26 protein-coding genes and 1 tRNA gene are annotated in these 24932 nt (G+C 67.0%); 11 read left to right on the plus strand and 16 right to left on the minus strand.

The genetic code is table 11. The features are described 5' to 3' along the window. The first annotated feature begins 42 nt into the window (after window positions 1-42). The 3 genes from QTI17_RS09485 (at window position 43) to QTI17_RS09495 (ending at window position 2620) form a co-directional block, all read left to right on the plus strand. Entirely contained in the window at window positions 43-1956 is a 1914-nt protein-coding gene (locus QTI17_RS09485; RefSeq protein WP_286532641.1) for a SurA N-terminal domain-containing protein, read from the plus strand. 31 nt (window positions 1957-1987) lie between these two features. Then, window positions 1988-2063: transfer RNA gene (locus tag QTI17_RS09490), tRNA-His, on the plus strand. A gap of 218 nt (window positions 2064-2281) precedes the next feature. Continuing rightward, window positions 2282-2620, plus strand: a complete 339-nt coding sequence (locus QTI17_RS09495; RefSeq protein WP_286532644.1) for an H-NS histone family protein — start codon at window positions 2282-2284, stop codon at window positions 2618-2620. 192 nt (window positions 2621-2812) lie between these two features. Here the strand turns inward: QTI17_RS09495 and QTI17_RS09500 are convergent, their stop codons facing one another. Beyond that, entirely contained in the window at window positions 2813-3799 is a 987-nt protein-coding gene (locus QTI17_RS09500; RefSeq protein WP_286533108.1) for an NADPH:quinone oxidoreductase family protein, read from the minus strand. A gap of 129 nt (window positions 3800-3928) precedes the next feature. Here QTI17_RS09500 and surE point away from each other — a divergent pair, with 129 nt between their 5' ends. From surE to rlmD, 5 genes are read left to right on the plus strand one after another with little or no spacing between them, the layout of a single operon-like run. Then, entirely contained in the window at window positions 3929-4702 is a 774-nt protein-coding gene (surE, locus tag QTI17_RS09505) for a 5'/3'-nucleotidase SurE (protein ID WP_286532647.1), read from the plus strand. Window positions 4703-4704: 2 nt separating this feature from the next. Continuing rightward, window positions 4705-5478, plus strand: coding sequence for a protein-L-isoaspartate(D-aspartate) O-methyltransferase (locus QTI17_RS09510; RefSeq protein WP_503011032.1), 774 nt, complete (start codon window positions 4705-4707; stop codon window positions 5476-5478). A gap of 14 nt (window positions 5479-5492) precedes the next feature. Then, entirely contained in the window at window positions 5493-6443 is a 951-nt protein-coding gene (locus QTI17_RS09515) for a peptidoglycan DD-metalloendopeptidase family protein (RefSeq protein ID WP_286532653.1), read from the plus strand. A gap of 4 nt (window positions 6444-6447) precedes the next feature. Further along, window positions 6448-7434, plus strand: a complete 987-nt coding sequence (locus QTI17_RS09520; RefSeq protein ID WP_286532657.1) for a sigma-70 family RNA polymerase sigma factor — start codon at window positions 6448-6450, stop codon at window positions 7432-7434. 44 nt (window positions 7435-7478) lie between these two features. Further along, window positions 7479-8912, plus strand: a complete 1434-nt coding sequence (gene rlmD, locus QTI17_RS09525) for a 23S rRNA (uracil(1939)-C(5))-methyltransferase RlmD (protein ID WP_286532659.1) — start codon at window positions 7479-7481, stop codon at window positions 8910-8912. Between the two features lie 45 nt (window positions 8913-8957). Here rlmD and QTI17_RS09530 read toward each other — a convergent pair whose 3' ends face one another. Further along, on the minus strand, window positions 8958-9659 hold the full coding sequence (locus QTI17_RS09530) for a Bax inhibitor-1/YccA family protein (RefSeq protein WP_286532661.1): 702 nt from the start codon (window positions 9657-9659) through the stop codon (window positions 8958-8960). A 165-nt stretch (window positions 9660-9824) separates the two neighbouring features. Between QTI17_RS09530 and QTI17_RS09535 the strand changes: the two genes are divergently transcribed. After that, window positions 9825-10232, plus strand: a complete 408-nt coding sequence (locus tag QTI17_RS09535; protein ID WP_286532665.1) for a GlcG/HbpS family heme-binding protein — start codon at window positions 9825-9827, stop codon at window positions 10230-10232. A gap of 175 nt (window positions 10233-10407) precedes the next feature. Here QTI17_RS09535 and hemP read toward each other — a convergent pair whose 3' ends face one another. From hemP to bfr, 13 genes are all read right to left on the minus strand, one after another. Then, on the minus strand, window positions 10408-10620 hold the full coding sequence (hemP, locus tag QTI17_RS09540; RefSeq protein ID WP_286524492.1) for a hemin uptake protein HemP: 213 nt from the start codon (window positions 10618-10620) through the stop codon (window positions 10408-10410). A gap of 103 nt (window positions 10621-10723) precedes the next feature. Continuing rightward, window positions 10724-11137, minus strand: a complete 414-nt coding sequence (locus tag QTI17_RS09545) for an ExbD/TolR family protein (RefSeq protein ID WP_286524491.1) — start codon at window positions 11135-11137, stop codon at window positions 10724-10726. A gap of 5 nt (window positions 11138-11142) precedes the next feature. Next, window positions 11143-11856 (minus strand): MotA/TolQ/ExbB proton channel family protein, encoded by a 714-nt coding sequence (locus QTI17_RS09550; RefSeq protein WP_286532668.1) that lies wholly within the window; start codon window positions 11854-11856, stop codon window positions 11143-11145. Window positions 11857-11876: 20 nt separating this feature from the next. Further along, window positions 11877-12569 (minus strand): energy transducer TonB, encoded by a 693-nt coding sequence (locus tag QTI17_RS09555; protein WP_478139911.1) that lies wholly within the window; start codon window positions 12567-12569, stop codon window positions 11877-11879. Between the two features lie 106 nt (window positions 12570-12675). Then, entirely contained in the window at window positions 12676-12948 is a 273-nt protein-coding gene (locus tag QTI17_RS09560) for a (2Fe-2S)-binding protein (protein WP_286532671.1), read from the minus strand. A gap of 116 nt (window positions 12949-13064) precedes the next feature. Next, window positions 13065-13745 (minus strand): Fe2+-dependent dioxygenase, encoded by a 681-nt coding sequence (locus tag QTI17_RS09565; protein ID WP_286532673.1) that lies wholly within the window; start codon window positions 13743-13745, stop codon window positions 13065-13067. Between the two features lie 82 nt (window positions 13746-13827). Further along, window positions 13828-16221, minus strand: a complete 2394-nt coding sequence (locus QTI17_RS09570) for a catecholate siderophore receptor Fiu (protein ID WP_286532675.1) — start codon at window positions 16219-16221, stop codon at window positions 13828-13830. Between the two features lie 218 nt (window positions 16222-16439). Then, complete coding sequence (locus tag QTI17_RS09575) at window positions 16440-17822, minus strand: sulfite reductase subunit alpha (protein ID WP_286532677.1); 1383 nt, start codon at window positions 17820-17822, stop codon at window positions 16440-16442. Then, a complete protein-coding gene (locus tag QTI17_RS09580) occupies window positions 17819-18799 on the minus strand; it encodes an FAD:protein FMN transferase (protein ID WP_286532679.1) in 981 nt (326 codons plus the stop codon). The genes QTI17_RS09575 and QTI17_RS09580 overlap by 4 nt, the downstream gene beginning before the upstream one ends. A gap of 41 nt (window positions 18800-18840) precedes the next feature. Further along, complete coding sequence (locus QTI17_RS09585) at window positions 18841-19644, minus strand: DUF4198 domain-containing protein (RefSeq protein ID WP_286532681.1); 804 nt, start codon at window positions 19642-19644, stop codon at window positions 18841-18843. 34 nt (window positions 19645-19678) lie between these two features. Further along, window positions 19679-20200 (minus strand): DUF2271 domain-containing protein, encoded by a 522-nt coding sequence (locus QTI17_RS09590; RefSeq protein WP_286532683.1) that lies wholly within the window; start codon window positions 20198-20200, stop codon window positions 19679-19681. 19 nt (window positions 20201-20219) lie between these two features. Then, a complete protein-coding gene (locus QTI17_RS09595; protein WP_286532685.1) occupies window positions 20220-20864 on the minus strand; it encodes a PepSY-associated TM helix domain-containing protein in 645 nt (214 codons plus the stop codon). Between the two features lie 196 nt (window positions 20865-21060). Further along, the gene (gene bfr / locus QTI17_RS09600; protein ID WP_286524467.1) at window positions 21061-21537 is read right to left on the minus strand and encodes a bacterioferritin; all 477 of its coding nucleotides are present in this window, start codon (window positions 21535-21537) and stop codon (window positions 21061-21063) included. Between the two features lie 214 nt (window positions 21538-21751). Between bfr and ahpC the strand changes: the two genes are divergently transcribed. Both ahpC and ahpF read left to right on the plus strand, forming a co-directional pair. Then, window positions 21752-22324, plus strand: a complete 573-nt coding sequence (gene ahpC, locus QTI17_RS09605) for an alkyl hydroperoxide reductase subunit C (RefSeq protein WP_286507442.1) — start codon at window positions 21752-21754, stop codon at window positions 22322-22324. 81 nt (window positions 22325-22405) lie between these two features. Further along, window positions 22406-23983: an alkyl hydroperoxide reductase subunit F gene (gene ahpF, locus QTI17_RS09610; protein ID WP_286533109.1), complete on the plus strand. Its 1578-nt coding sequence runs from the start codon at window positions 22406-22408 to the stop codon at window positions 23981-23983. A 52-nt stretch (window positions 23984-24035) separates the two neighbouring features. Here ahpF and ppsR read toward each other — a convergent pair whose 3' ends face one another. Beyond that, on the minus strand, window positions 24036-24857 hold the full coding sequence (ppsR, locus tag QTI17_RS09615; RefSeq protein WP_286532687.1) for a posphoenolpyruvate synthetase regulatory kinase/phosphorylase PpsR: 822 nt from the start codon (window positions 24855-24857) through the stop codon (window positions 24036-24038). Between the last annotated feature and the right edge of the window lie 75 nt (window positions 24858-24932).

A 24932-nucleotide genomic window follows, 5' to 3' on the forward strand; every position in this document is an offset into this window, starting at 1 on the left:
TTTTCTTGCTGCGTCAATTTTCGTCCTAGAGAGTGCTCAAGCATGTTTGATTCCTTCCGCAAGTACAACAAGATCATCATGGTGTTCTTGTTCTTGCTGATCATTCCCTCGTTCGTGCTGTTCGGCGTCGATCGCTACCAAGGCGGCGGCCAGGGCGAGAAGGTCGCACGCGTGGCCGGTACCGACATCACGCGGCCCGAGTGGGATGCCCAGCATCGCAACGAGGTCGACCGGATTCGCCAGCAGGCGCCCACCATCGACCCGGCGATGCTCGACTCTGATGCGGCGCGCTACGCCACGCTCGAGCGCATGGTGCGCGAGCGGGTGCTCGCGGCGGCAGCCTCGAAGTCGAACATGTCGGTGTCCGAGGAACGGCTGGCGCGGCTGTTCGCGGCCGATCCGGGCCTGGCGAGCTTCCGCACCGCCGAGGGCAAGTTCGATCGCGAGACCTTCATTCGGGCGACCGGCCGCACGCCCGAGCAGTACGAAGCCTCGGTGCGCGCCGACCTGGCGACGCAGCAGGTGTCGCTCGGGGTCTCGGGCACGGCCTTTGCCACGCCGGCCCAGGCCGCGGTCACGCTCAACGCCTTCTACGACCGCCGCGAGATCCAGGTCGCGCTCTTCAAGCCGGCCGACTTCGCGTCCAAGGTCAGCGTCAGCGACGCCGATCTCGAGGCCTTCTACAAGGCCCATACGGCGCAGTTCCAGCAGCCCGAACGCGCGAAGGTCGAGTACCTGGTGCTCGATCTCGAAGCCGCCAAGAAGAACATCGCCGTGAGCGAGGCCGACCTGCGCAGCTACTACGACCAGAACGCCGCCCGCTTCGGCTCCAAGGAAGAGCGGCGCGCGAGCCACATCCTTATCGCGGTGCCGCAGGGCGCGCCGGCCGCCGAGCGCGAGCAGGCCCGCAAGAAGGCCGAACAGCTGCTGGCCGACCTGCGCAAGGCACCCAACACCTTCGCCGACGTGGCGCGCAAGAATTCGCAGGACCCGGGTTCGGCGGAGAAGGGCGGCGACCTCGACGTCGTGACCCGCGGCGCGATGGTCAAGCCCTTCGAAGATGCGCTGTTCGCGCTCAAGAAGGGCGAGATCAGCAGCGTGGTGGAGACCGAGTTCGGCTATCACATCATCCAGGTCAACGACATCAAGCCGGCCGTGGTGCCGCCGTTCGACAAGGTGCGCGCGACCATCGAGAACGAAGTACGCAGCCAGCAGGCGACGGCGGAATTCGCCAAGGCCGCCGAGGCTTTCACCGACATCGTCTACCAGCAGCCCGACAGCCTGCAGCCGGCGGCCGACAAGCTCAAGCTGACGATCCAGACCGCCAGCAATGTCGCCCGCACGCCCCTGCCGGGCGCCACCGGCGCGCTGGCCAGCCGCAATTTCCTGAATGCGCTGTTCGCGCCCGACACGTTGGAGCGCAAGCACAACACGGAGGCGATCGAGATCGGTGCCAATCAACTGGCCTCGGGCCGGGTGGTGCAGTACGAACCGGCGCGGGCATTGCCGCTCGACGAAGTCAAGGACAAGGTGCGCACCCAGTTGGTCGCCGAGCGTGCGGCGGCGCTGGCGCGGGCCGAGGGCGAGGCGAAACTGGCCGCCTGGAAGGCCGATCCGGCCGGCGCCAGCTTTGGCGCTCCGGTCACGGTGTCGCGGCTCGACCCCCAATCGCAGCCGCTGCCGGTGATCGAAGTCGCGCTGCGGGCCGACACCGGCAAGCTGCCGGCACTGGTCGGCGCCGATCTGGGTGCCCAGGGCTATGCCGTGGTGCGGGTGATCAAGAACGTGCCGCGCACGCCGCCGGCGCCCGAGATGGCCAAGCAAGAGACCGAACAGTACGCCCAGGCGGTGGGCGGGGCCGAGACTGCCGCCTACTACAACCTGCTCAAGAACCGCTTCAAGGCCGAGATTCTGGTGCCGAAGCCTGCAGATTCGACGGTGGCCGCCGGACGCTAGCTTTTTTCACGCTACAATTGATGGCTTAGCGGTGGCTGTAGCTCAGCTGGTAGAGTCCCAGATTGTGATTCTGGTCGTCGTGGGTTCGAGTCCCATCAGCCACCCCAAAGACATTCGTCAGCAAACAGGCACTTCGGTGCCTGTTTTGCTTTGTGCGCCCGCCCGACGACCCGCCGCGGGAGATTGGCGCTCCAATCAAGCCCCGAACATGCCTGCCATTGACGCAAACCCGTAGTCGAGCCGGGGTGTTTTTTTCATCGGCCCGGCTTGCGGCAATTGGGATTTGAATTAAAATTTTGGCTTTCCAATTAGAGGATAAGCACAGATGGCTTCAACCCTTGCCGACATCAATTCCCAGATCAAGAAGCACGACGAGCAGATCGCGCAATTGCGCAAGCAAGCCGAAGATCTGCGGAATCAGGAGCGGGCTGGCGTTATCGAAGAGCTGCGCAAGAAGATCGCTGAATACGGCCTGACCGCCAGCGATCTCAAGCTCGGCGCGCGCGCCGGCAAGCGCAGTGCCACCACGGCGGCGCCCAAGAGCGCCGCCAAATACCGCAGCCCGACCGGCGAGACCTGGTCCGGCGGCCGTGGCCGCAAGCCGCGCTGGATCACCGAAGCCCTGACCGCCGGCAAGTCCCTGTCCGATTTCGAGATCAAATAACCCCGGCGGTCCTCGCCAGGCCAGCAGGCCCATCAAAAAGCCCCGCATCGCGGGGCTTTTTGCTTCCCGAGGCCGGCCTAAGCCTGGCCCGTTGGTGAAACACCGCGGAACCGGCTCCGCCGGGCCGCTGGTGTTGCCCCCGGTCGGGGGTGGGCGCCCGGACACGAAGTGCCGGGCAACCTGGGGGCGAGCTCAATTCACCATGACCAGCTTGCCCTTGACGCCCCGTGAACCCATGTGCGCATAGGCCGCCTTGAGTTCGGACATCGGCATGGTCTGGTCGATCACGGGCTTGATCCTGCCCTGGCCGTACCAGGTGGCCAATTCGGCCATCATCTGCGCATTGGCCTTGGGCTCGCGGCGGGCGAAATCACCCCAGAACACGCCGACCAGCGAGGCGCCCTTGAGCAGCGTCAAATTCAGCGGCAGCGAAGGAATCGGGCCGGCCGCGAAACCGACGACCAGATAGCGGCCGCGCCAGCCGATGGAGCGGAATGCGGGCTCGGCGAATTCACCGCCGACCGGGTCGTAAATCACATCCGGGCCCTTGCCATCGGTCGCTGCCTTGACGGCATCGCGGAAGCCATTGGGCAGTACATGTGTGGTGTAGTTGATCGTGGCATCGGCGCCAATCGACTTGCAAAGCTCGCATTTCTCGTCGGTCGATGCGGCTGCAATGACGCGGGCGCCAGCGGCCTTTGCAATTTGGATGGCCGCGGTGCCGACGCCGCCGGCGGCTCCCAGCACCAATACGGTTTCGCCGGCCTTCAATTGGGCCCGATCCATCAATGCATGCCACGAAGTCGCGTAGATCATGATGAACGCCGCGGCGTCGACATGGCCGAAGCCTTCCGGCAATGGCATGCACAGCGCCGCGGGGGCCAGCGTGTGGGTGGCGAAACCGCCGGTGCCGGACAGGCAGGCGACGTTCTGGCCGACCTTCAGGTGCGTCACGCCTTCGCCGACCGCGGCGATCACGCCGGCATATTCGGATCCGGGGACGAAGGGCAGGGGCGGCTTCATCTGGTACTTGTTCTGCACGATGAGCAGGTCCGGGAAATTGAGGCTCGCGGCCTTGATTTCGATCAGCACCTGTCCCGGGCCCGGATTGGGCGTGGGCAGTTCTTTCCAGGTCAGCGCCTCGACGCCGACGGGGTTCTCGCAGAGCCATGCGTGCATGCTCGTCTCTCCTGTGATTGAGTCTTGGGGCAACGGAAAATCCGGGCCATGATAGGCGGCTGTCCCGGTCGCCGCGTGTCCCTGCCGTGACCCCACCCCCGCCTACAATCGCCGCCACAGACTGACGCCATGAAGATACTTATTTCGAACGACGATGGTTTCCAGGCGCCCGGCCTCGTCGCCCTGCACGACGCGCTGAAGGACATCGCCGAGGTCGAGGTCGTGGCCCCCGAGCACAACAACAGCGCCAAGTCGAATGCCCTGACATTGGCGGCGCCGCTGTACGTGCACAAGGCGCACAACGGCTTCCGCTACGTGACCGGCACGCCCGCCGATTGCGTGCACATCGCACTCAAGGGACTGCTCGACTACCGGCCCGATCTGGTCGTGTCCGGCATCAACAACGGCGCCAACATGGGCGACGACACCATCTATTCGGGCACCGTCGGGGCCGCCATGGAGGCTTATCTCTTCGGCATTCCGGCGATCGCCTTCTCGCAGATCGAGAAGGGCTGGGCGCACGTCGATGCCGCCGCGCAGGTGGCACGCCGGCTGGTCCAGCAGATCGAGCGCGAGAAGCTGATCGGCGGCAACCCCTTCCTGCTCAACGTCAACGTGCCGAACCTGCCCTTCGATGAATTGAAGCCGGTCAAGGTCTGCCGGCTGGGCCGCCGCCATGCGGCCGAGAAGGTCATCACGCAAGACAGCCCGCGCGGCGAGACCATGTACTGGATCGCAGGCGCCGGCGGTGCCAAGGACAGCGGCGAAGGCACCGATTTCCACGCCACCGCGGCCGGCCACGTGGCCCTGACGCCGCTGCAGATCGACCTCACCGACCACGCGAACCTCGGGGACTGGAACGACACCATGGCGCGTGTCGCGCGCAGCGCGGCGGGAGGCTGACCTTGGCAAGTCAACGGCCAGGTTTTCCGGTACGCCTGACGCCTACGGCCTCCGCGGCAACGCGCGGACGAATGCCTGCGGTGCCGGTCAAGTCGCTCGTTCCGACCACGCCCTCGATGGCGTCCGATGCGGTGCGGGCGCGGATGGTCCAGCGGCTCGCGGCCCAGGGCATCGCCGACGCCCGCGTGCTGCGCGCCATGGGCACCGTCGAGCGCCACCTGTTCGTCGACAGTGCGCTGGTCAACCAGGCCTACGAAGACACCAGCCTGCCGATCGGGCTGGGCCAGACGATCTCGAAGCCGAACGTGGTGGCGCGAATGATCGAACTGCTGCTGGGCGCTCCGGCGCTGGCCCACAAGCCCGGCGAGCGCCTCGGACGCGTGCTCGAGATCGGCACCGGCTGCGGCTACCAGGCGGCGGTGCTGAGCCACGTCGCGGCCGAGGTCTACAGCATCGAGCGGCTGCGCGGCCTGCACGAGAGGGCGCGGGTCAACCTGCGCCCGTTCCGTCTGGCGACGGTCCACCTGATGCTGGGCGACGGCATGGTGGGCTACGCGAAGGGCGCGCCTTATGCGGGCATCATCGCTGCTGCCGGCGGCGAGGCGGTGCCCGAGGCCTGGGTCGCGCAGTTGGCGGTCGGCGGCCGGATCGTCGCGCCGACCCAGTCCGCGAGCGGCGGCCAGGCGCTGGTCGTCATCGACAAAACCGCCCGCGGCCTCGAGCGCCGCATTCTTGAGGCGGTCCACTTTGTCCCCCTAAAATCGGGAATTGCTTGAAGGGAAATAACACAATGCAGGGTATTGGCAATCGGAGCTGGCTCGCCGGCGTGATGCTGGTGGGTGCGCTCGTGATTGCGGGGTGTGCCGCACCGCGCGGTCCGGTGCCGGTCGAAGACCGCGGCACCATGTCGCAGGCGCCGGGCGCCGCGGCCCCCGGCTCGGGCGTTCCGGGCGGGCCCCCGATCACCACCGATGCTTCCGGCAAGCCGCTGCTGGGCATCGAGAACTACGGCAAGCCCGGCTACTACGCAGTGCGCCCGGGTGACACCATCCGCCGCATCGGCATCGAGACCGGCCAGACCTGGCAGAACATCGCGCGCTGGAACAATCTCGACAATCCGGACCTGATCGAAGTCGGCCAGGTGCTGCGCGTGATCCCGCCGACCGGCGCGTCGGCCACTGATGCCACCACGCGGCCGGTGACCCAGCCGATCGTCGCCCCGGCCACGTCGGCGGCTGCTGCTGCTGCTGCTGCGGCGGCGGCGTCGACCCCGACCGGTGCCACGACTCCCGCCCCGGCAGCCGGCGCGGCCACCAAGCCGCCGGCGCCCGTCACGGCATCGCCGACGCCGCCGGCAGCGGCGTCGGGCGACGAGGACGTGGGCTGGATCTGGCCTGCGCAGGGCTCCTTGATCGCCGGCTTCGACGAAGCCAAGAACAAGGGCCTCGACATCAGCGGCAAGGCGGGCGACTCGGTGCTGGCCGCGGCGGACGGCCGCGTCGTCTATGCCGGCGCCGGTTTGCGTGGCTACGGCAACCTGATCATCCTCAAGCACAACAACACCTACCTCACGGCGTATGCGCACAACCGCACCCTGCTCGTGAAGGAAGACCAGTCGGTGCAGAAGGGCCAGAAGATTGCCGAGATGGGCAACAGCGACGCCGATCGCGTGAAGCTGCACTTCGAGATCCGCCGCCAGGGCAAGCCGGTCGATCCGGCCCGCTATCTGCCGGTGCGCTGATGCCATGGCCGCCACTCGCCCTCATCGCACCGCGGACGTGCGGCGAGCGGCGGGCAACGGCGGCGTTCTTCCCCTGGCGCGGATCGCCGAATCCGACCCGGACGACAGGGTCGGCGAGGCGCTGCCCGGCGAGCTGGGCGCCAGCGACTCGCTGACGCTCTACCTGCGCGAGATCCGCCGCACCGAGCTGTTCACGCCCGACGAGGAATATCGCACCGCCTGCGCCGCGCGCGGCGGCGACTTCGCGGCGCGGCAGTCGATGATCGAGCACAACCTGCGCCTGGTGGTCAACATCGCCAAGGGCTACCTGGGCCGCGGCGTGCCGATGGCCGACCTGATCGAGGAGGGCAACCTCGGGCTGATGCACGCGATCAACAAGTTCGAGCCCGAGCGGGGCTTCCGGTTTTCCACCTACGCGACCTGGTGGATCCGGCAATCGATCGAGCGTGCCGCCATGATGCAGGCCCGCGCCATCCGCCTGCCGGTGCACGTGGTGCGCGAGCTGCACCAGGTCATGCGGGCGCGCCGCACGCTCGAGGGCGATGCCGAGTTCCTGTCCCGCCGGCCCGATGGCGTGCGGGTCGAAGACCTGGCCGCACTGCTGGGGCGCGAAGTCCAGGACGTCGCCGACCTGCTGGCGCTGGCGGAGGCGCCGCGTTCGCTCGATGCCGGCAGCGAGCGCGGCGACGACAGCTTCACGCTGGCCGACACCGTGGCATCGGACGACGAGGGCGGCGACCCCACGGGCGTGACGCAGACGCACGAGGTCGAGCAGCTGCTGGGTCGCTGGATCCTGGCGCTGAGCGAGCGCGAGCGCGAAGTGCTCGAAGGCCGCTTCGGGCTGCATGACCGCGATCCCGAGACGCTCGAGGTGCTCAGCCTGCGGCTGGGCCTCACGCGCGAACGGGTGCGGCAGATCCAGAACGAGGCCCTGGCCAAAATGCGCCGGCAGCTGGCGCGCGCCGGCGTGCAGCGCGATGCCCTTCTGTAGGGGCGGGTCCCGGAGGTCCGCCGCCGCCCTGAGACAATCCGGGGATGACGGAAGCTACAGACAAAAAGGAAGCGCCCGCTGCGCACGATGAATGGCTGCGGGTCGAGTCGCTCGACCTCGACGCCCAGGGCGTGGCGCACAAGGCCGACGGCATGGTGGTCTTCATCGAGGGCGCCTTGCCGTTCGAGGAGGTGCGCCTCAACGTGCACCGCAAGAAGAACAACTGGGCCCAGGGCACGGTCACCGCGATTCGCAAGGAATCCTCCCAGCGCGTGCGCCCCGGCTGCCCGCATTTCGGCCTGCACCCGGGCGCCTGCGGCGGCTGCAAGATGCAGCACCTCGATGCGGCAGCGCAGGTCGCCGTGAAGCAGCGTTCGCTCGAGGACAACCTCTGGCATCTCGGCAAGGTGCGGCCCGAGAACGTGCTGCGGCCGCTCGAGGGGCCGGCCTGGCACTACCGCTACCGGGCCCGGCTGTCGGTGCGCCACGTGGTCAAGAAGGGCACCGTGCTGATCGGCTTCCACGAGCGCAAGAGCCGCTACCTGGCCGACATGCAGGTGTGTCCCGTGCTGCCTTCGCAGGTCAGCGCCATGCTGATGCCGCTGCGTGCGCTGATCGGCTCGATGGATGCGCGCGAGACCTGTCCGCAGATCGAGCTGGCCTGCGGCGACTCGCCCGGCGGGACCGGCCTCGGCGTGATCGCCCTGGTGCTGCGGCACCTGGAGCCGCTGTCCGCGGCCGACGTGGCGCGCCTCAAGGACTTCGCCGCGGGCAACGAGGGCGTGCAGTGGTGGCTGCAGTCGAAGGGGCCCGAGACCGTCAAGCTGCTCGAAGAAGGCGGACCGGCGCTGGCCTACGCGCTGCCCGAGTTCGGCGTCACGATGCCTTTCAAGCCGACCGATTTCACCCAGGTCAACCCGCACATCAACCGGGTGCTGGTCGGGCGCGCGCTGCGCCTGCTCGACGTCCGGCCCGACGAACGCGTGATCGACTGGTTCTGCGGCCTCGGCAACTTCACGCTGCCGCTCGCCAGCCGGGCCCGCGAGGTGCTCGGCATCGAGGGCAGCGACACGCTGGTGGGGCGCGCCGGCGCCAACTACGAGCGCAACCGCGCCGCCGTGCCCGGCCGCCGCGCGCTGTCGCCGACGACCTTCGTCGCCCGCAACCTGTTCGAGATGACGCCGGCGATGCTGGTGGCCGACGGTGCCGCCGACAAGTGGCTGGTCGATCCGCCGCGCGAGGGCGCCTTCGCGCTGGCCAAGGCGCTCGCCGACCTGCACCAGCAGGTCGAGCCGCACGACGGCGGCTGGGCGCCGCCGAAGCGCATCGTCTATGTCAGCTGCAACCCCTCGACGCTGGCGCGCGATGCCGGCCTGCTGGTGCACCAGGCGGGCTACCGCTGCACCCATGCGGGCGTGGTGAACATGTTCCCGCACACGGCGCACGTCGAGTCCATCGCGGTCTTCGAGCGGGCATGAAAAAGGGCCCCTCGGGGCCCTTTGGCGAACACGGAGGAAAGGGGCTCAGTCCCTTTCGCCGCCGAAGATGCCGAGCAGGGCCAGCAGGCTCTGGAACACGTTGAACAGGTCCAGGTACAGCGCCAGCGTGGCACTGATGTAGTTGGTCTCGCCGCCGTCGATGATCTGCTTCAGGTCGTACAGCATGTAGGCCGAGAAGATGCCGATGGCCGCCACCGAGATGGCCAGCATGCCGGCGCTCGAGCCGACGAAGATGTTGATGATGGCGCCGAACATCAGCACCAGGGCGCCGACGAAGAGCCACTTGCCCATGCCCGACAGGTCGCGCTTGATCACGGTGGCGAGCGAGGCCATGACGAAGAACACGCCGGCGGTGCCGCCGAAGGCCGTCATGATGAGCTCGGAGCCGTTCCGGAAGCCCAGCACCATCGCGATCAGGCGCGACAGCATCAGGCCCATGAAGAAGGTGAAGCCGAGCAGCACCGGCACGCCGGCCGCCGAATTCTTGGTCTTCTCGATCGCGAACATGAAGCCGAAGGCGCCGCCCATGAAGACCATCAGGCCCAGGCCGCCGGTCAGCGAGCGGGTGATGCCGGTGGCGACGCCCAGCCAGGCGCCCAGCACGGTGGGCAGCAGACTCAGGGCCAGCAGCCAGTAGGTGTTGCGCAGGACGCGCTGGCGCTCCGCCTGCGGCAGCGTCTGGCCGTAGCCGACGGAGGTGTCGAGGGTGTTGAGGCGGTCGTTCATTGCTGAAGCTCCTGGTTGGCTGCAACGCTGCAGGTGGGCGCATTCTAGGGGGCTGCAAGGCCGGGCCGGCAGAAAAACCCCGACATCGAACATTCCTGCCTTCGCCGGGGTCGGCCCCCATCCTGAACGCTATGCTTGCGGGTTGCTCAACTTTCCTGCAAGACCATGAAGACCAAATCCTTTCTCGAACTGTCCGACCTCAAGGCGATCGCCGCCGCTGCCGAGGCCGAGGCGCTCAAGAACAACTGGGCCGTGACCATCGCGATCGCCGACGACGGCGGCAACCTGCTGTGGCTGCAGCGCCTCGACGGTGCAGCGGCCCTGTCGTCCCACATCGCGCCGGCCAAGGCCCATACCGCGGCCATGGGGCGTCGCGAGAGCAAGACCTACGAGGACATGATCAACGGCGGCCGGACCTCGTTCCTGACCGCGCCGGGCGTGCAGGGCCTGCTCGAAGGCGGCGTGCCGATCGTCAAGGACGGCCAGGTCATCGGCGCCGTCGGCGTCAGCGGCGTCAAGTCGAACGAGGATGCGCAGATCGCCAAGGCCGGTATCGCCGCGCTGGGCCTCTGAAACAGGGTCACGCCAAACAAGAACGCCGTCCTGCTGGACGGCGTTTTTCTTGGGGCTCAACGTGAAAAAAAGCTTGGCTGGTCGGCGAACCGTTGGCTAGCAAAAAACGACCCTTCGGAGATGAATCTCCTCGAGTCGCCCCACGATGAAACTTGCGCGAGGGGCGTGGCCGATCCTATTTGGTCAGGATCAGCTTGCCGAGTTTGGTGGCTTGCAGGCGGTACAGCGAGCCGTTGTGAAGGATCCCGACGGCCTTGCCGCCCTTGAGCAGCTCGGCGCTCTCGAACAGGGGGGCGGGGCGGGCCGTTTCGGCAGCAGCACGACCGCCGCCTGCGTGATCCAGCGAGGGATGGTTCAGCACGGTGAAGGCGTTGGGTGTTGCGGACATTGATGACTCCTGATTCGAATCGGTTCGTTAATGATAACCATTCTCAATTAAAAGTCAATCGCGGCGATCGGTTTTTTTGACTTGCACGCCGCGCTTGCCGCGCTTACTTGGCATCGGGCTCGGTGATGAAGCCGATCTTGCGCACGCCGGCTTCCCGGGCCGCCGACATGGCCTTCGCCACGCGCTCGTAGCGCACCGCCTTGTCGCCGCGGATGTGGAGTTCGGGCTGCGGTTCCTTGGCCGCCTCGGCGGCCAGCCGGCCGACCAGTTCGGCGTCTTCGATCTTCTGTTCGTTCCAGAAGTAGCTGCCGTCGGCCGCCACGGTGAACACGATGTTCTGGGGCTTGGTCTGCTCGGGCTCGCTGGTGGCGCGCGGCAGATCGATGTTCACGGCGTGCTTCATCACGGGCACCGTGATGATGAAGATGATCAAGAGCACCAGCATGACGTCGACCAGCGGCGTCATGTTGATCTCGTTCATGACCTCGTCGGGTTCGTCCTGGGTTCCGAAAGCCATGGCGGTCAGACCTTCTTGAGGGGCACGACCGTGGCTTCGCCGCCGCTCTGGACACGGGCGCCGGTCACGAAGTAGGCGTGCAGGTCATGCGCGAAGCTGTTGAGCTTGGTCAGCACGAACTTGTTGCCGCGCACCAGGGCGTTGTAGCCCAGCACCGCGGGGATCGCGACCGCCAGGCCGAGGGCCGTCATGATCAGCGCCTCGCCGATCGGGCCGGCCACCTTGTCGATGGTCGCCTGGCCGGCGGAGCCGATGCTCATCAGCGCGTGATAGATGCCCCAGACGGTGCCGAACAGGCCGATGAAGGGCGCCGTGGAGCCCACCGATGCGAGCACCGCCAGGCCGGTCTGCAGCCGTGCCGTGAACTCGTCGATGCCGTTGCGCAGCGCGCGGGTTATCCAGTCGCTGACATCGAGCGCGTCATGCAGGTGGGCCTTGGTGTTGCGATGGTGGGCAGCGGCTTCACGGCCTTCGAGCGCCAGCGCCCGGAAGGGGTTGGCGTCGTCCTTGCCGAGCTTGGCGAGCGCGGTGGCGAAGTCTTCGCTGTGCCAGAAGTCCTGCGAGTGCTTTGCGAGGCGCTTGTACCGGACGACGTCGATCGCCTTGATCAGGATCACGATCCAGGAGGCGAGCGACATGCCGATCAGCAGCAGCGCGACAGCCTTGGTGACGAAGTCGCCTTGCTGCCAGACATTCATCAGGCCGAATTGGGAATCCATATGAAACTACTCCAAGAAAACTATTTGAGAACCCAGTTGATCGGCACGTTGAACTCCATCGGCTCAACAACCCCATTGCGTTTGCCCGGCACGTAGCGCCAGCTCATGACGGCCTGACGTGCCGCGTCGTCGAGGCGGTCATAGCCGCTCGACTGCTTGATGCTGGCCTCCTTGGGAAGCCCGTCGACCCCGATCAGTACCCGCACGATCGTCTTGCCCTGTTCGCCGAGCCGCTTGCTCATGGCGGGATAGACCGGCTTGGGGTTCTGCAGGTAGTCGGCATCGGTCGACGGCAGCTGCACCGAGGGCGGGGCGGGCGGCGCCGGCGGCGGCGCGGGCGGTTCCGGCGGGGCGGGAGGGGCCGGCGGGGCAGGCGGCGGGGGCGGTTCGATGCTGCCGGTGGGTGCGTTCGGCGCCGGCGTCGGCTTGGGCTCGCGGATCGCCTGCGGGCGCGGCGGCGGCGGCGTCTTGGCGACCTGGGGCTTGGGGGCGGGCGGTGGCGGCGGAGGCGGGGGGAGTTCCTTCGGCTTCGGCGGCTCGATGAACTCGCTCAGGATCTCGACCGGGATCACCACCTCGGCGGCGCGGCGCAGCAAGCCGCTTTGCAGGGCCCAGAGCGCCGCGACGTGGAACAGCACCACGCTGCCGGCGATGATGGCATTGCGCGACAGGCCAAGGGCCGAGGGAGGCGGGGAAAAGCGGTCAGACACGATCAACCATTCGAATACGAGAGGCGCAAAGAGTGCCTCGTGGCAGCAGAACCGCTACACCGAAAAATCTACTTGCGAAAAATCCACCAGACCGAGCTGGCGACCAGGATCAGGCTGCCGCAGACAGCCGCGAAGAGTTCCATGCGTTGCTTTCCTTGATGGAATTGGCAAGCTGGATCGCCTGGGCGCCGGTGTCGCGGTGGAGCGCGGCGACCGGATGCGAGGCGCTGCACTGCGCGACCACGTCGCGCGCACAGCCTTCGCACTGGCCGCATTGGGTGGCGACGCCGAGTTCGAACTGCACTTCGTCGAAGGTCATTCCGGCGCGTGCATGGCGCGCGATTTCACGGTCGGAGACTCGGCGGCAGACGCAGACGATCATGGCGGTGAAGGCGGCTTTTGGCTGGCTTGATTGAAGAGGACTCGATTATAAATACGAATTCTTCGCATTTGCAATAACTATCCGACCCGCAGGGTCGGGAAGTTGCCCGCCCCTGCCTAGACTTCCGACCACATCCGAAGCAGGTTGTGATATTGCCCGGTGAGCGCCACCGATTCCTCGCACTCGCCGAGCCGCCCGCGCAGCTTCTGGATGACCTGGTCGAGTTCGAACAGCATGGCGCGCTGGCGCTCGTCGCGCACCATGCTCTGCAGCCAGAAGAACGAACAGACGCGGGAGCCCCGGGTCACAGGGTGGACCCGGTGCAGGCTGCTGGACGGGTAGAGGATCAGGTCGCCGGCCGGCAGCTTGACCTCGTGCGTTCCGTAGGTGTCGACCACCTCCAGTTCGCCGCCCTCATAGTCCTCGGGGTCGCACAGGAAGAGGGTGCATGACAGGTCGGTGCGCAGTTGCTCGCCGGTGCCCGGGACCGCGCGCACCGAACCGTCGACGTGCAAGCCGTAGTGCTCGCCGCCTTCGTAGCGATTGAACAGCGGCGGCACGAAGCGCAGCGGCAGGGCGGCGGCGAAGAACAGCGGATTGCGCGACAGCGCCGCCAGGATGACCCGGCCCAGTTCGCGGCCGATCGGCGATTGCTCCGGCAGCTGCCGGTTGCGCTTGACCTGCGCCCCCTGGTCGCCGACGGTCTCGCGGCCATCGACCCAGTCGGTGGCGTCCAGGGTGGCTCGAATCTTGTGCACCTGTTCGGCGCTCAGCACATCGGGCACGTGCAGCATCATCTTCAGCAGTCCTCAAAGAAAAAGCCCCGGCAGGCCGGGGCTCGAGTGTCGCACCGCGAAGATGCGCGCGGGTTGATCGGCGTCAGAACGCGAAGTTGGCCGTCAGGCGTGCCGAACGCGGAATGCCCGGCGTGTAGCGGTAGCCGCTCTTGTTGATCGCCGCCACGTACTGCTCGTCGAAGATGTTGTAGACGTTCAACTGCAGCTCGACGTTCTTGTTGATGCGGTACGAGGCCATGGCGTCGAACACCCAGTAGGCGTCCGTGTAGGCCGGGGTGCCGATCGCGCCGTCGGTGCCGCGGTTGAGCTTGCCGTTGTAGCGTGCGCCGCCGCCGATGGTCAGGCCGAAGGGCAGCTGGTAGCTGGTCCACAGCGTGAAGGCGTTCTTGGGCGTGTAGGCCAGCACGTCGCTGCCGTCCGCGGTCACGGCCGGACCGCTCACCACCGAGGTGTCCATGGTGGTGAAGCCGGCGCTGACGCCCCAGTTGTCGGTGATCGCGCCGGCGGCGCCGAGTTCGATGCCCTGCACGCGCTTCTTGCCGGTCTGGTAGTACAGCAGCGTGGTCGGGTCCTGCACCACTTCGTTCCTGACCTCGGTGCGGTAGAGCGCGGCGGTCAGCGACAGGTGCTTGTTCAGCACGTCCCACTTGGTGCCGACCTCGTAGGTGGTGGCTTCCTGCGGCTGGAAGTCGACGCGCGAGGCGCTGCTGCCGGTGCCGCCGGCGGCCAGCGCGAAGTTGGCGCCGCCCGGGGGCTGGGCGGAGGTGCCCCAGGCCGCGTAGATGCTGCCGTTCTCGGCCGGCTTGTAGACCACGCCGAGCTTGCCGCTCCAGAGGTCGCCCGAGGTCGACAGGTCGGTCGGGGTGATGGCACGCGACGGCAGCGTCAGCGCGGTCGCGCTGTAGTCGGTGGTGTAGTGGTCATAGCGCAAGCCGCCGGTGATCTGCCACTGTTCGTTGATCTTCATCGTGTCGAAGCCGTACAGGCTGACCGTGTCGGTCTTGCCGAACGAGCCCGTGCCGTTGGACAGGCGGTTGTAGCCGGTGACGTTCGGGTTCGGGTTGTAGAGGTTGGCGACCGGCCAGGAGCCGGCCGGCGCGAAGGTCGTGTTGACCGATGCGAAGCCCGGGGCGTAGAAGTTGCCGGCCGTCTGCTCTTCGCGCGACAACTCCAGGCCGAAGTTCGCCGTGTGGCTGAAGCTGCCGGTGTTGAACTTCGACGACAGGCTGGTCTGGTTCAGGAGGATCGTGTTTTCCTGGTCCCGGTTGGTCGGCCCGTTGCGCGTGACGGTCCAGGTGAGGGGATTGCTCGCGACCGGCGTGTTGATGAAGCCCGCGGTCAGCGCGGGCACCGTGCCGCGGTAGGTGTTGGTGTTGCCGACGCGGGTCGCCGTCAGGCCGCCGAGCATGAACGAGGTCAGCATGTAGTCCTGCTCGGTCTTGCCGTAGCGCGTGATGTTGCGCAGCGTCATGTCGGGCGTGATGTCGTGCTCGACCCGCGCGGTGAACATGTCGGTCGTGACGTCGTTGAAGTCGGACGTGGTGCCGTAGAAGTTCTTCGAATCGACGCGCTGCGCGTAGTTCAGGAAAGTGCGGCGCAGGATCGGCGAGTTGATCAGCAGCGCGTCCGGCGTGCTGTAGCCGGGCAGGCCGATGGTGGGCACGCCGCCGTCAGGCACGTTGTCCTGCTTCATGTGCACATAGTCGAGGTACACGCGGGTTGGCGTGTTGAGGCCGAAGGCGATCGAGGGCGCGATGCCCCAGCGCTTGTTCTTGACCTCGTCGCGGCCGGCCACGCCGCCGTCTTCGGCGACGGCGTTCAGGCGAAACGCGGTCGCCGAGCCGTCGGCGCCGCTGATCACGCGGTTCCAGTCCAGGGTGCCGCGGCCATAGTCCGCGCTGCCGTAGGTGAGGGAGCCGGAGAAGCTGTTCTCGAGCTTGGGTTTCTTGGTGATCAGATTGATGTAGCCGGTCGGCGAGGTGCGGCCGACGTCGGTGCCCGACGGCCCCTTGACCACTTCGACCTGCTCGATGTTGAACATGTCGCGCGAGATCGCGCCGACGTCGCGCACGCCGTCGACGAAGATGCTGCTCGAGGCATCGAAGCCGCGCATGAAGATCGAGTCGCCGGTGTTGGTGCTGCCGTTCTCGCCCAGGAAGAAGGCGCCGGCGCCCGGGGTGTTTCGCAGCGCCTCGGTCAAGGTGGTGGCGCCTTGCTCGCGCATCAGCGCTTCAGGGATGACCTGGATCACCTGCGGGATGTCGACCAGCGGCGCGGTGAACTTGGGGTTGGCCGAGTTCTCGACCCGGAAGTCGTCCGCCGTGCTGTCCTCGACGCGCACTTCCTTCAGCGTGTTGGTGGAAGTCTGGGCGATGGCGGGCGCTGCCAGGGCGATCAGCGTGGCGGCGGCAGCGGCGCTGCCGAAAGGTGGGAGCGCGCGCGCGACAGCGTGCTTGCGGCTCTTGATGTAGGCCATGAGATTCTCCGAGAGGAATGAAAACCGGGAACTCGACTGGCGGGTCCCGCGCGGCCTCGGCGTCGCGGCGGCGGGATTGGCTGGGTGAGTTGTTTCGCGGAAACGCGAAGTGTCTTAATGATAATGAATCTCAATACGCCTGTTAACACAGCGTTCACATTGAGAGAAATTTTGTAAAGGCCGGCGACTTTTCGTTGCTTCAGAGCAACGCTGTAGCTTCAGTAGACGTCGCGGCGGTAGCGCCCGGCGGCCGCGAGCTCGCGCATCGGCCCATCGCCCGCAATCTGGCGCAGCGCTGCGTCGACGCCGGAGGCCATGCCTTGCAGGCTGCCGCAGACATAGATCGCGGCACCTCGTGCGATCCAGTCGCGCACCTCGTCGTGCCGTTGCAGCAGGCGGTGCTGGACATAGAGTCGTTCGGCCTGATCGCGCGAGAACACCATGTCGAGCCGCTGCAGCACCCCGGCTTGCTGCCAGGCTTCGATCTCTGCACGGCAAAGAAAATCGTGCTGCGCGTTGCGCTCGCCGAAGACCAGCCAGTTGTCGTGCCGGCCCTGCGCTGCGCGGGCGCGCAGGTGGCCGCGCAGGCCGGCCAGCCCGGTGCCGTTGCCGATCAGCAGCAGCGGGCGCTCCAGGTTCTCTCCCAGCCGGAAATTGCGGTGCGCACGCAGCTGCAGCTGGACCGTGTCGCCCAGGCGAAGGGTCGAGGTCAGCAGGCCGGAAGCGGCGCCCAGCCTGCCGTCGGGGTGCTGTTCCTGGCGCACCAGCAACTCGAGGTTCCCGTCGGAGGGGATCGAGGCGATCGAATAGTCGCGCGGCCGTCCGGGATCGCTGGCGAGGGCGAGCCGCGCGATGTCACCGGATTCCCAGCCGGCGGCCGGTGCGGCCATCGGCGCGAAGGCCAGTCGGTACACCGGCGTGCCGGCGCTGCCTTCATTGAGGAGCGTGCGAGACGCCAGTCGCCACGGCATGGCGGCCGCCGCCGCGGCTTCCGATCGGTCCGCGGTGTCGTCGGCCGCCGCGCCGCCGCCGCACTGCGCCTGCCAGGCGGCCAGGGTGGCGGGCTCGGCATTGTCGACATCGATGCGCTCGAAGCTGCGGGTCGCGCCGGCTGCGTGCAGCCACTCGTCGAGCAGGCGGCCGAAGCGGCAGAAGTTGGCGTACTGGCGGTCGCCCAGCGCGAGCACCGCATAGCGCAGCGAAGACAGCTCGGCCTTCGCACCCATCACGTGCTCGGCGAACAGGCTGGCGCCGTCGGGCGCATCGCCTTCGCCATACGTGCTGGCGATGAAGAGGGCCTTCGGCGCCCGACGCAGCAGGTCGATATCGACCTCGTTGAGCGGCATCACGCGCGCCGGTGTCCCGGCCGCATGCAGCCAGCCGCCGGTCTGCCATGCAAGGGCCTCGGCCTGGCCGGTCTGGCTGGCATACAGCACCAGGGTGGCGGCGCCGGCCCCGGCCCCGCTGCCGGCCAGCGCGGAGGCCCTCCGCTCGCTGGCATCGCGCTGCCGGCGCCGCCGCCAGTAGATCGCGGCGCACAGCGCGGCATAGGCGAACACGGTGAAGCAGGCGGCGAGCGCCCGCAGGGTCGGCTCGGTCACTGGATTGGCCAGGCGGGGCTGACGAAGGCGCGCGGGCCCTGTTCGGCGCGGCACACGAACAGCGCCGCCACGCCGTGGCGGCGGGCAAAGGCCAGGCCGTCGTCGGGACCCAGCACGGTCAGCACGGTGGCCAGCGCGTCGGCCTCCATGCACTCGGGATGCAGCACCGTCACCGAAGCCAGCGCATGGCGGACCGGCTCGCCGGTGCGCGGATCGAGAGTGTGCGACCAGCGCTGTCCCTGGTGTTCGCGGACATGCCAGCGGTCACCCGAGGTCGCGATCGCCAGGCCGTCGAGCGGCACCCGGTGCGTGTGGCCGGGCAGCGCGTCGACCAGCACCTGCCACGGATCGCCGCCGGGGCGACGGCCGGCCGCGCGCAGCTCGCCGCCGACTTCGACCAGGAAATCGCCGAGCCCCAATGCCTGCAGCGCAGCGGCGACCTGGTCGACCGCGAAGCCCTTGGCGACGCCCGACAGGTCGAGTGCCGCGCCGCCCGGCTGGATGGCGGTGCGGGTCTCGGGGTCCAGCGCCAGGCGCTGCCAGCGCACCCGTGCACGCGCCTGCGCGATCGCAGCGGGGGAGGGCGGCCCGTCGTTCGAGCGGTCGGCACCGAAGCCCCAAAGCGCGACCAGCGGGCCGATGCTCGGATCGATCGCCCCGTCGCTGGCCGCAGCCCACTGGAGGGCGCAGGCCAGCACCTTGGCAAATTCGGGTTCGAGCACGTGCCGGCTGCCGGCTTCGGCATGGTTGAAACGGCGGATGTCCGAGTCTGCTTCCCACGTGCTCATCTGCGCGACCACGCGATCGAGCGCGGCCTGGGCCGCGGCGCGCACGTCCTCGAGCGCGACCATGCGCGGGTTGTCGAAGCGCAGCGACCAGGTCGTGCCCATGCTGCGGCCGGCCAGCGCCTGCAGGCTGGCAGGGTCGGCACGGCGCGGGCTGGGCGTGTTGGCGTAGCCGCCCGCAGCCCAGGACACGAAGGACGCTCGCGCGGGCGCCGGGACTTTCGCGGCGGGACTCAGGGCATCACTTCCAGGGTCGCGGCGTAGTTCAGGCGCCGTTCCTTGGCCTGCGGCACCGAGGTCTTCTTGTCGGTCGTGCTGGCGTCGAGCCAGTACATGCCGGCCTCCGGCCAGGTCACGCTGAACTGGCCCTTGGCATCGGTCTTGACCTTGAACTCGTCGAGCTTGTCGCGATAGCGCGTGTTGCCCAGCGTGACCGTGACCTCGAGGTCCTTGGCCGGCTGGCCGTCGAGCTGCAGCGTGAAGGCGGTCTTCTCGCCCTTCACCAGGTCGGTCGGGTTGGCCGTGACCAGTTCGAGGCCCTTGCCGCTGGCACGCAGCGCGCTGGGCTTGCCGACGGTGACGAAGGTCTCGTTGCGGCCCGCCGATTGCGTGACCTCGACCTCGGTCGCATCGGCCGGGATCTGGCTGGCGATGTTCTCGGGCGTGCCGCGGGCGCGCTTGGTCTGGCCGGTCGCCTTGTCCTTCCAGCGTGCGAAGACGCCTTCGTTGACCAGGGCCAGGCGGTAGGTGCCTGGCTGCGTAAGGTTCAGGTCGAAGCCGGCCCGAAGCTTGCCCTTGAACATGTTCTCGGGCTTGACCGTGCTGCCGTCGGGCGCCGTGACCGCCAGGCTGTCGAGGTTCAGCGGGTTGTGGTTGAAGAAGAACAGGTCGTTCGACACCGCGGCGTCGACCGTGATCCAGTCGGCCTTCGACAGCACGGTGCTCGACGGCATCAACCAGGCGTTGTGGGCCTGGACGGCCGCGGTGCCGGCGCAGAGGGCGATGCCGAGAGCGAGGGTGCGCAAGGAGAGCTTCATGATGGGTTCCCGGGAAGTTGGTGACGAAGTTGAATCAGGGCTTGAGCTCGAGCGAGACCTCGCCCAGCTCGCTGTTGCCGGCGACCTGCGACTGCTCGGCCTTGGCCGGCGGCCACTGGAAGGGAATGCTCACGATCTCGCGGCCGCCGACCTCGCGCGCCGCCTCGACATACAGCTTGTAGGCGCCGGGCGCCAGCTTGGGCAGCGCCACGGAACCCTCGGACACGGCGATCTGGTGCTTGCCGGCCGGCCGCGTCGCGCTGCTCACGCCATCGGTCGGCATCTGCAGTTCGCGGCCGGTGCGGCGCCACCACTGGCGCAGGTCCTTCAGCCACTTGGTGCCTTCGCCCTCGGCGCTGCCCTTGTTCTTGACGTCATACCAGACCGCCAGCGTGCCGGCCACCGACTGGTCGGGCCGCTCGATCCAGGCCGCCACGTAGGGGCGGTGGTACTCCGCCACGTTGAGGCGCGGCACTTCGACGTTGACCGTGAGCCCCGCCGCGAAGGCCGGTGCGCCGAACAGTGCGGCGAGCGCGAGGGAATAGCGAACTTGCACGAAAAACCTCTTTCCTGGATCAGTGGATGAACAGCAGCGCGAGCAGCACCGGGATCACCAGGCCCATGCCGACCATCGGCCAGGTGAAGGGCCGGTTGCCGGCGTGCATCTTGAGAATGAAAAGTCCGGTGATCGAGAACACCAGCGTGGCGGCCGCGAAGATGTCGATGAACAGGCTCCAGGCCGCGCCGCTGTTGCGCCCCTTGTGCAGGTCGTTGAAGTAGGAGAGCCAGCCGCGGTCGGTCCGCTCGTACTCGGCTTCGCCGTCGATCAGGCTCAGGCGCAGCCAGGCATCGCCGCCCGGGCGCGGCAGCGACAGGTAGATCTCGTCGTCCGACCATTCGGCGTCGCGGCCGGCGGTGTCGACCGCCCACTGCGCCTGGATCCAGGCCTGCAGTTCGGCGGGCAGCTCGGCCTTGCCTTTGCGGGCCTTGGCGGCGGGGAGTTCCTTCAGCAGGGCCGCGCGCAAGGCGTCGTCGACGGTGGCGGTCCGGCTCGTCACCTTCGGCTTGGCCTCGATGCTGGCCGCATGGTTGAGCGTGAAGCCCGTGATGCCGAACAGCAGCAGCCCGATCAGGCACAGCGCCGAGCTGACCCAGTGCCATTCGTGCAGGGTCTTGAGCCAGTAGGCGCGGCGGCGGTTGTCGGTGGAGGCGGCGGTCATCGGAGCGGGCGATTCTAGCCGCTTAGATGAGAATGAATTCTATTTGCAGCTTGCTTGGCTGCGCCGGCCGCGGTATCCGGATGCGCAGAAAAGTCCCGTCGAATCTGACTTCATTGCTCCTTTTTCGATAGCAATGAAGTTTCGTAAAGTCAAAAAAAAGCGGGGCATGGCCCCGCTCGCCGGAAGCCGTGCCGGCCTACTCGTTCTCGCCCATCTGCGACTGCAGGTAGTTCTGCAGGCCGACCTTGCCGACCAGATCGATCTGGGTTTCCAGGAAATCGATGTGTTCCTCGGTGTCGTCCAGGATCTCCTGCAAGAGGTCGCGCGAGACGTAGTCGCGCACGCTTTCGCAGTGGGCGATGCCGGCCTTGATGGTCGCCTGCGCGCCGGTCTCGGAGCGCAGGTCGCATTCGAGGATCTCGGGGACGTCTTCGCCGACCTGGAGCTTGGCCAGGTCCTGCAGGTTGGGCAGGCCGTCGAGCATGAAGATCCGGTCCATGATGCGGTCGGCGTGCTTCATCTCGCCGATCGACTCGTCGTATTCCTTCTTGGCCAGTTTGTCGAGGCCCCAGTGCTTGAGCATCCGGTAGTGCAGGAAATACTGGTTGATCGCGGTCAACTCGTTCTTGAGCTGCGCCTGCAGATGATCGATGACTTGTGGGTCGCCCTTCATGGTTTTTCCTTGTTCTTAAAGGAGCGATTGTGCGAGTCCGCCGGGCGGCCGCGCAAGCAAACCCATGCGCAATCGGTCTGCATGCGGGTGAGGGTGATAGGTGTTCGCATTCATAGGGGTGGGCAATGCAATTAATAGCCCATGGCTATCTGAAAGCGGTTATTGGTAGTTATACTAATCACTCGCACTTTTCATCAGCCTCCAAGGAAACTCAATGTCCCTGATCAACACAGAAATCATCCCGTTCAAAGCCACCGCGTATCACAACGGCAAGTTCGTGCCCGTCAGCAACGACAACTTCAAGGGCAAGTGGTCCGTCGTCGTGTTCTACCCGGCCGACTTCACCTTCGTGTGCCCGACCGAACTGGGTGACCTGGCCGATCACTATGCCGAATTCCAGAAGCTCGGCGTCGAGGTGTATGGCGTGTCGACCGACACCCACTTCACGCACAAGGCCTGGCACGACACGTCCGAGACCATCGGCAAGGTTCAGTACCCGCTGATCGGCGACCCGAGCCAGCAGCTGGCCCGCGCCTTCCAGGTCCTGATCGAAGAAGGCGAAGACGCCGGCCTGGCCTACCGCGGCACCTTCGTGATCGACCCCGAAGGCAAGATCAAGACCATCGAAGTGCACGACAACGGCATCGGCCGTGACGCCGCCGAACTGCTGCGCCGCGTGAAGGCAGCCCAGTACGTCGCCGCTCACCCGGGCGAAGTCTGCCCCGCCAAGTGGACCGAAGGCGCCGAAACGCTCAAGCCTTCGTTCGACCTGGTCGGCAAGATCTAAGCCGCCTGACTCGCGCCACAGCCCGGGCGCGCTCGCACCCGGGCTTTTTTGTTTCCACCGCATTTGAAAAAGAAAGTCACCATGCTCGACGCCGGCACCAAATCGCAACTCAAAAGCTACCTCGACCGCATCACGCAGCCGATCGAGATCGTCGCTTCGCTCGATGACAGCAAGGCGTCGGGCGACCTGCAGGCGCTGCTGAAGGACGTGGCCGAGTCGTCCGCGCTGGTGAAGGTCAGCGAGAGCCGGGACGACCAGCATCGCAAGCCGTCTTTTTCCATCAACCGGCCCAGCGAAAACCACGGTCCGCGTTTCGCGGGCCTGCCGATGGGCCACGAATTCACTTCGCTCGTGCTGGCCCTGCTGCAGGTCGGCGGCTACCCGCCCAAGGTCGACGACGCGGTGCTGCAGCAGATCCGCGCGCTCGACGGCGACTTCGAGTTCGAGATCTACATCTCGCTGACCTGCCACAACTGCCCGGACGTGGTCCAGGCGCTGAACCTGATGGCGATCCAGAACCCGCGCATCAAGACCACGATGATCGACGGCTCGCTGTTCCAGGACGAGGTCAAGGAACGGCAGATCATGGCCGTGCCGACCGTCTTCCTGAACGGCACGGAATTCGGCCAGGGCCGTATGAGCCTCGAAGAGATCCTGGCCAAGATCGACACCAGCGGCGTCGAGCGCGAAGCGAAGAAGATCGCCGCCAAGGAACCCTTCGACGTGCTGATCGTCGGCGGCGGCCCCGCCGGTGCCGCGGCCGCGGTGTACGCGGCGCGCAAGGGCATTCGCACCGGTGTCGCCTCGGAGCGCTTCGGCGGCCAGGTGCTCGACACCATGGGCATCGAGAACTTCATCTCGATCAAGGAGACCGAAGGACCCAAGTTCGCCCTGGCGCTCGAGGAGCACGTGCGCGACTACGACGTCGACATCATGAACCTGCAGCGCGCCGCCGGCCTGGTGGCGGGGGACGACTTCATCGAGATCAAGCTCGAGAGCGGGGCATCGCTGAAGAGCCGTTCGGTCGTGATCTCGACCGGTGCGCGCTGGCGCAACATCAACGTGCCCGGCGAGCACGAGTACAAGAACAAGGGCGTGGCCTACTGCCCGCACTGCGACGGTCCGCTGTTCAAGGGCAAGCGGGTGGCGGTGATCGGCGGCGGCAACTCGGGCGTGGAGGCGGCGATCGACCTGGCCGGCATCGTCGGCCACGTGACCTTGATCGAGTACGACACGCAGCTGCGCGCCGACGCGGTGCTGCAGCGCAAGCTGCGCAGCCTCGCCAACGTCACGGTGCACCTCAACGCGCAGACCACCGAGATCACCGGCGACAGCCAGAAGGTCGACGGCCTGGTCTACAAGGACCGCGCGACCGGCGAGAGCCACCGCGTGCCGCTCGAAGGCGTGTTCGTGCAGATCGGCCTGGTGCCCAACACCGATTGGCTCAAGGGCACGGTCGAGCTGTCGAAGCACGGCGAGATCGTGGTGGACGCCAAGGGCCAGACCTCGGTGCCGGGCGTGTTCGCCGCGGGCGACGCCACGACGGTGCCGTTCAAGCAGATCATCATCGCCGCCGGCGATGGCGCGAAGGCGGCGTTGAGCGCCTTCGACCACCTGATCCGCACCTCGGCGCCGGCGGAAGAAGCGGTCGCAGCCTGAGCGGGTCGGCGCGGTTGCCGCACAAGCGACCGGGATGCCGGCTGGCAACTGACTAGTACGTGAGTCGCTCGGGGCGCAGTTCCTGCAGGATCGTGGTCGCGATCTCCTCGATCGACTTGGTGGTGGTCGACAGCCAGCGGATGCCGGCCCGCCGCATCATGGCCTCGGCCTCGCTGACCTCCTGGCGGCAGCTCTCGAGGCTCGCGTAGCGGGAATTCGGCCGTCGCTCGTTGCGGATCTCGCTCAGCCGCTCGGGCTGGATCGTGAGCCCGAAGATCTTCTTGCGGTGCGGCATCAGCGCCGGCGGCAACTGGCGGCGCTCGAAATCCTCGGGGATCAGCGGGTAATTGGCCGCCTTCAGGCCATGCTGCATGGCCAGGTAGAGCGAGGTTGGCGTCTTGCCGCTGCGGCTGACGCCGACCAGGATCACGTCGGCGCCCTCGAGGTCGCGGTTGCTCTGGCCGTCGTCGTGCGCCAGGCTGAAATCGATCGCCGCGATCCGGGCGTCGTATTCCTTGCTCTTGCTGACGTCGCTGAAGCGGCCGATGCGATGGTTCGATTTCATGGCCAGCTCGATCTCGAGCGGGCGCACGAAGGTGCCGAACATGTCGAGCAGCATGCCCTTGCAGCCGGTTTCGATGACCTCGAGCACTTCCATGTTGGCCAGCGTCGTGAAGACGATCGGCCGGACGCCCTCGATTTCGGCCGTGTGGTTGATTTTTCGCACCGCCTGGTGCGCCTTGTCGACCGTGTCGGTGAAGGGCAGCCGCACGTGGCGCGGCTTCATCTCGAACTGGGCCAGAACGGCATTGCCGAAGGTTTCGGCAGTGATGCCGGTGCCGTCGGAAACGAAGAAAACTGTGCGCGTGTGCATGAATTGGCGACCTTGTCCTGCGGCACGCCGAACCCCGCCGCGCCTACAATTCGCCCCATTATCGGGAAAGCCGAG

This window comes from Variovorax sp. J31P179 (genome assembly GCF_030316985.1).
GTDB classification, from domain to species: Bacteria; Pseudomonadota; Gammaproteobacteria; order Burkholderiales; family Burkholderiaceae_C; genus Variovorax; species Variovorax ginsengisoli_B.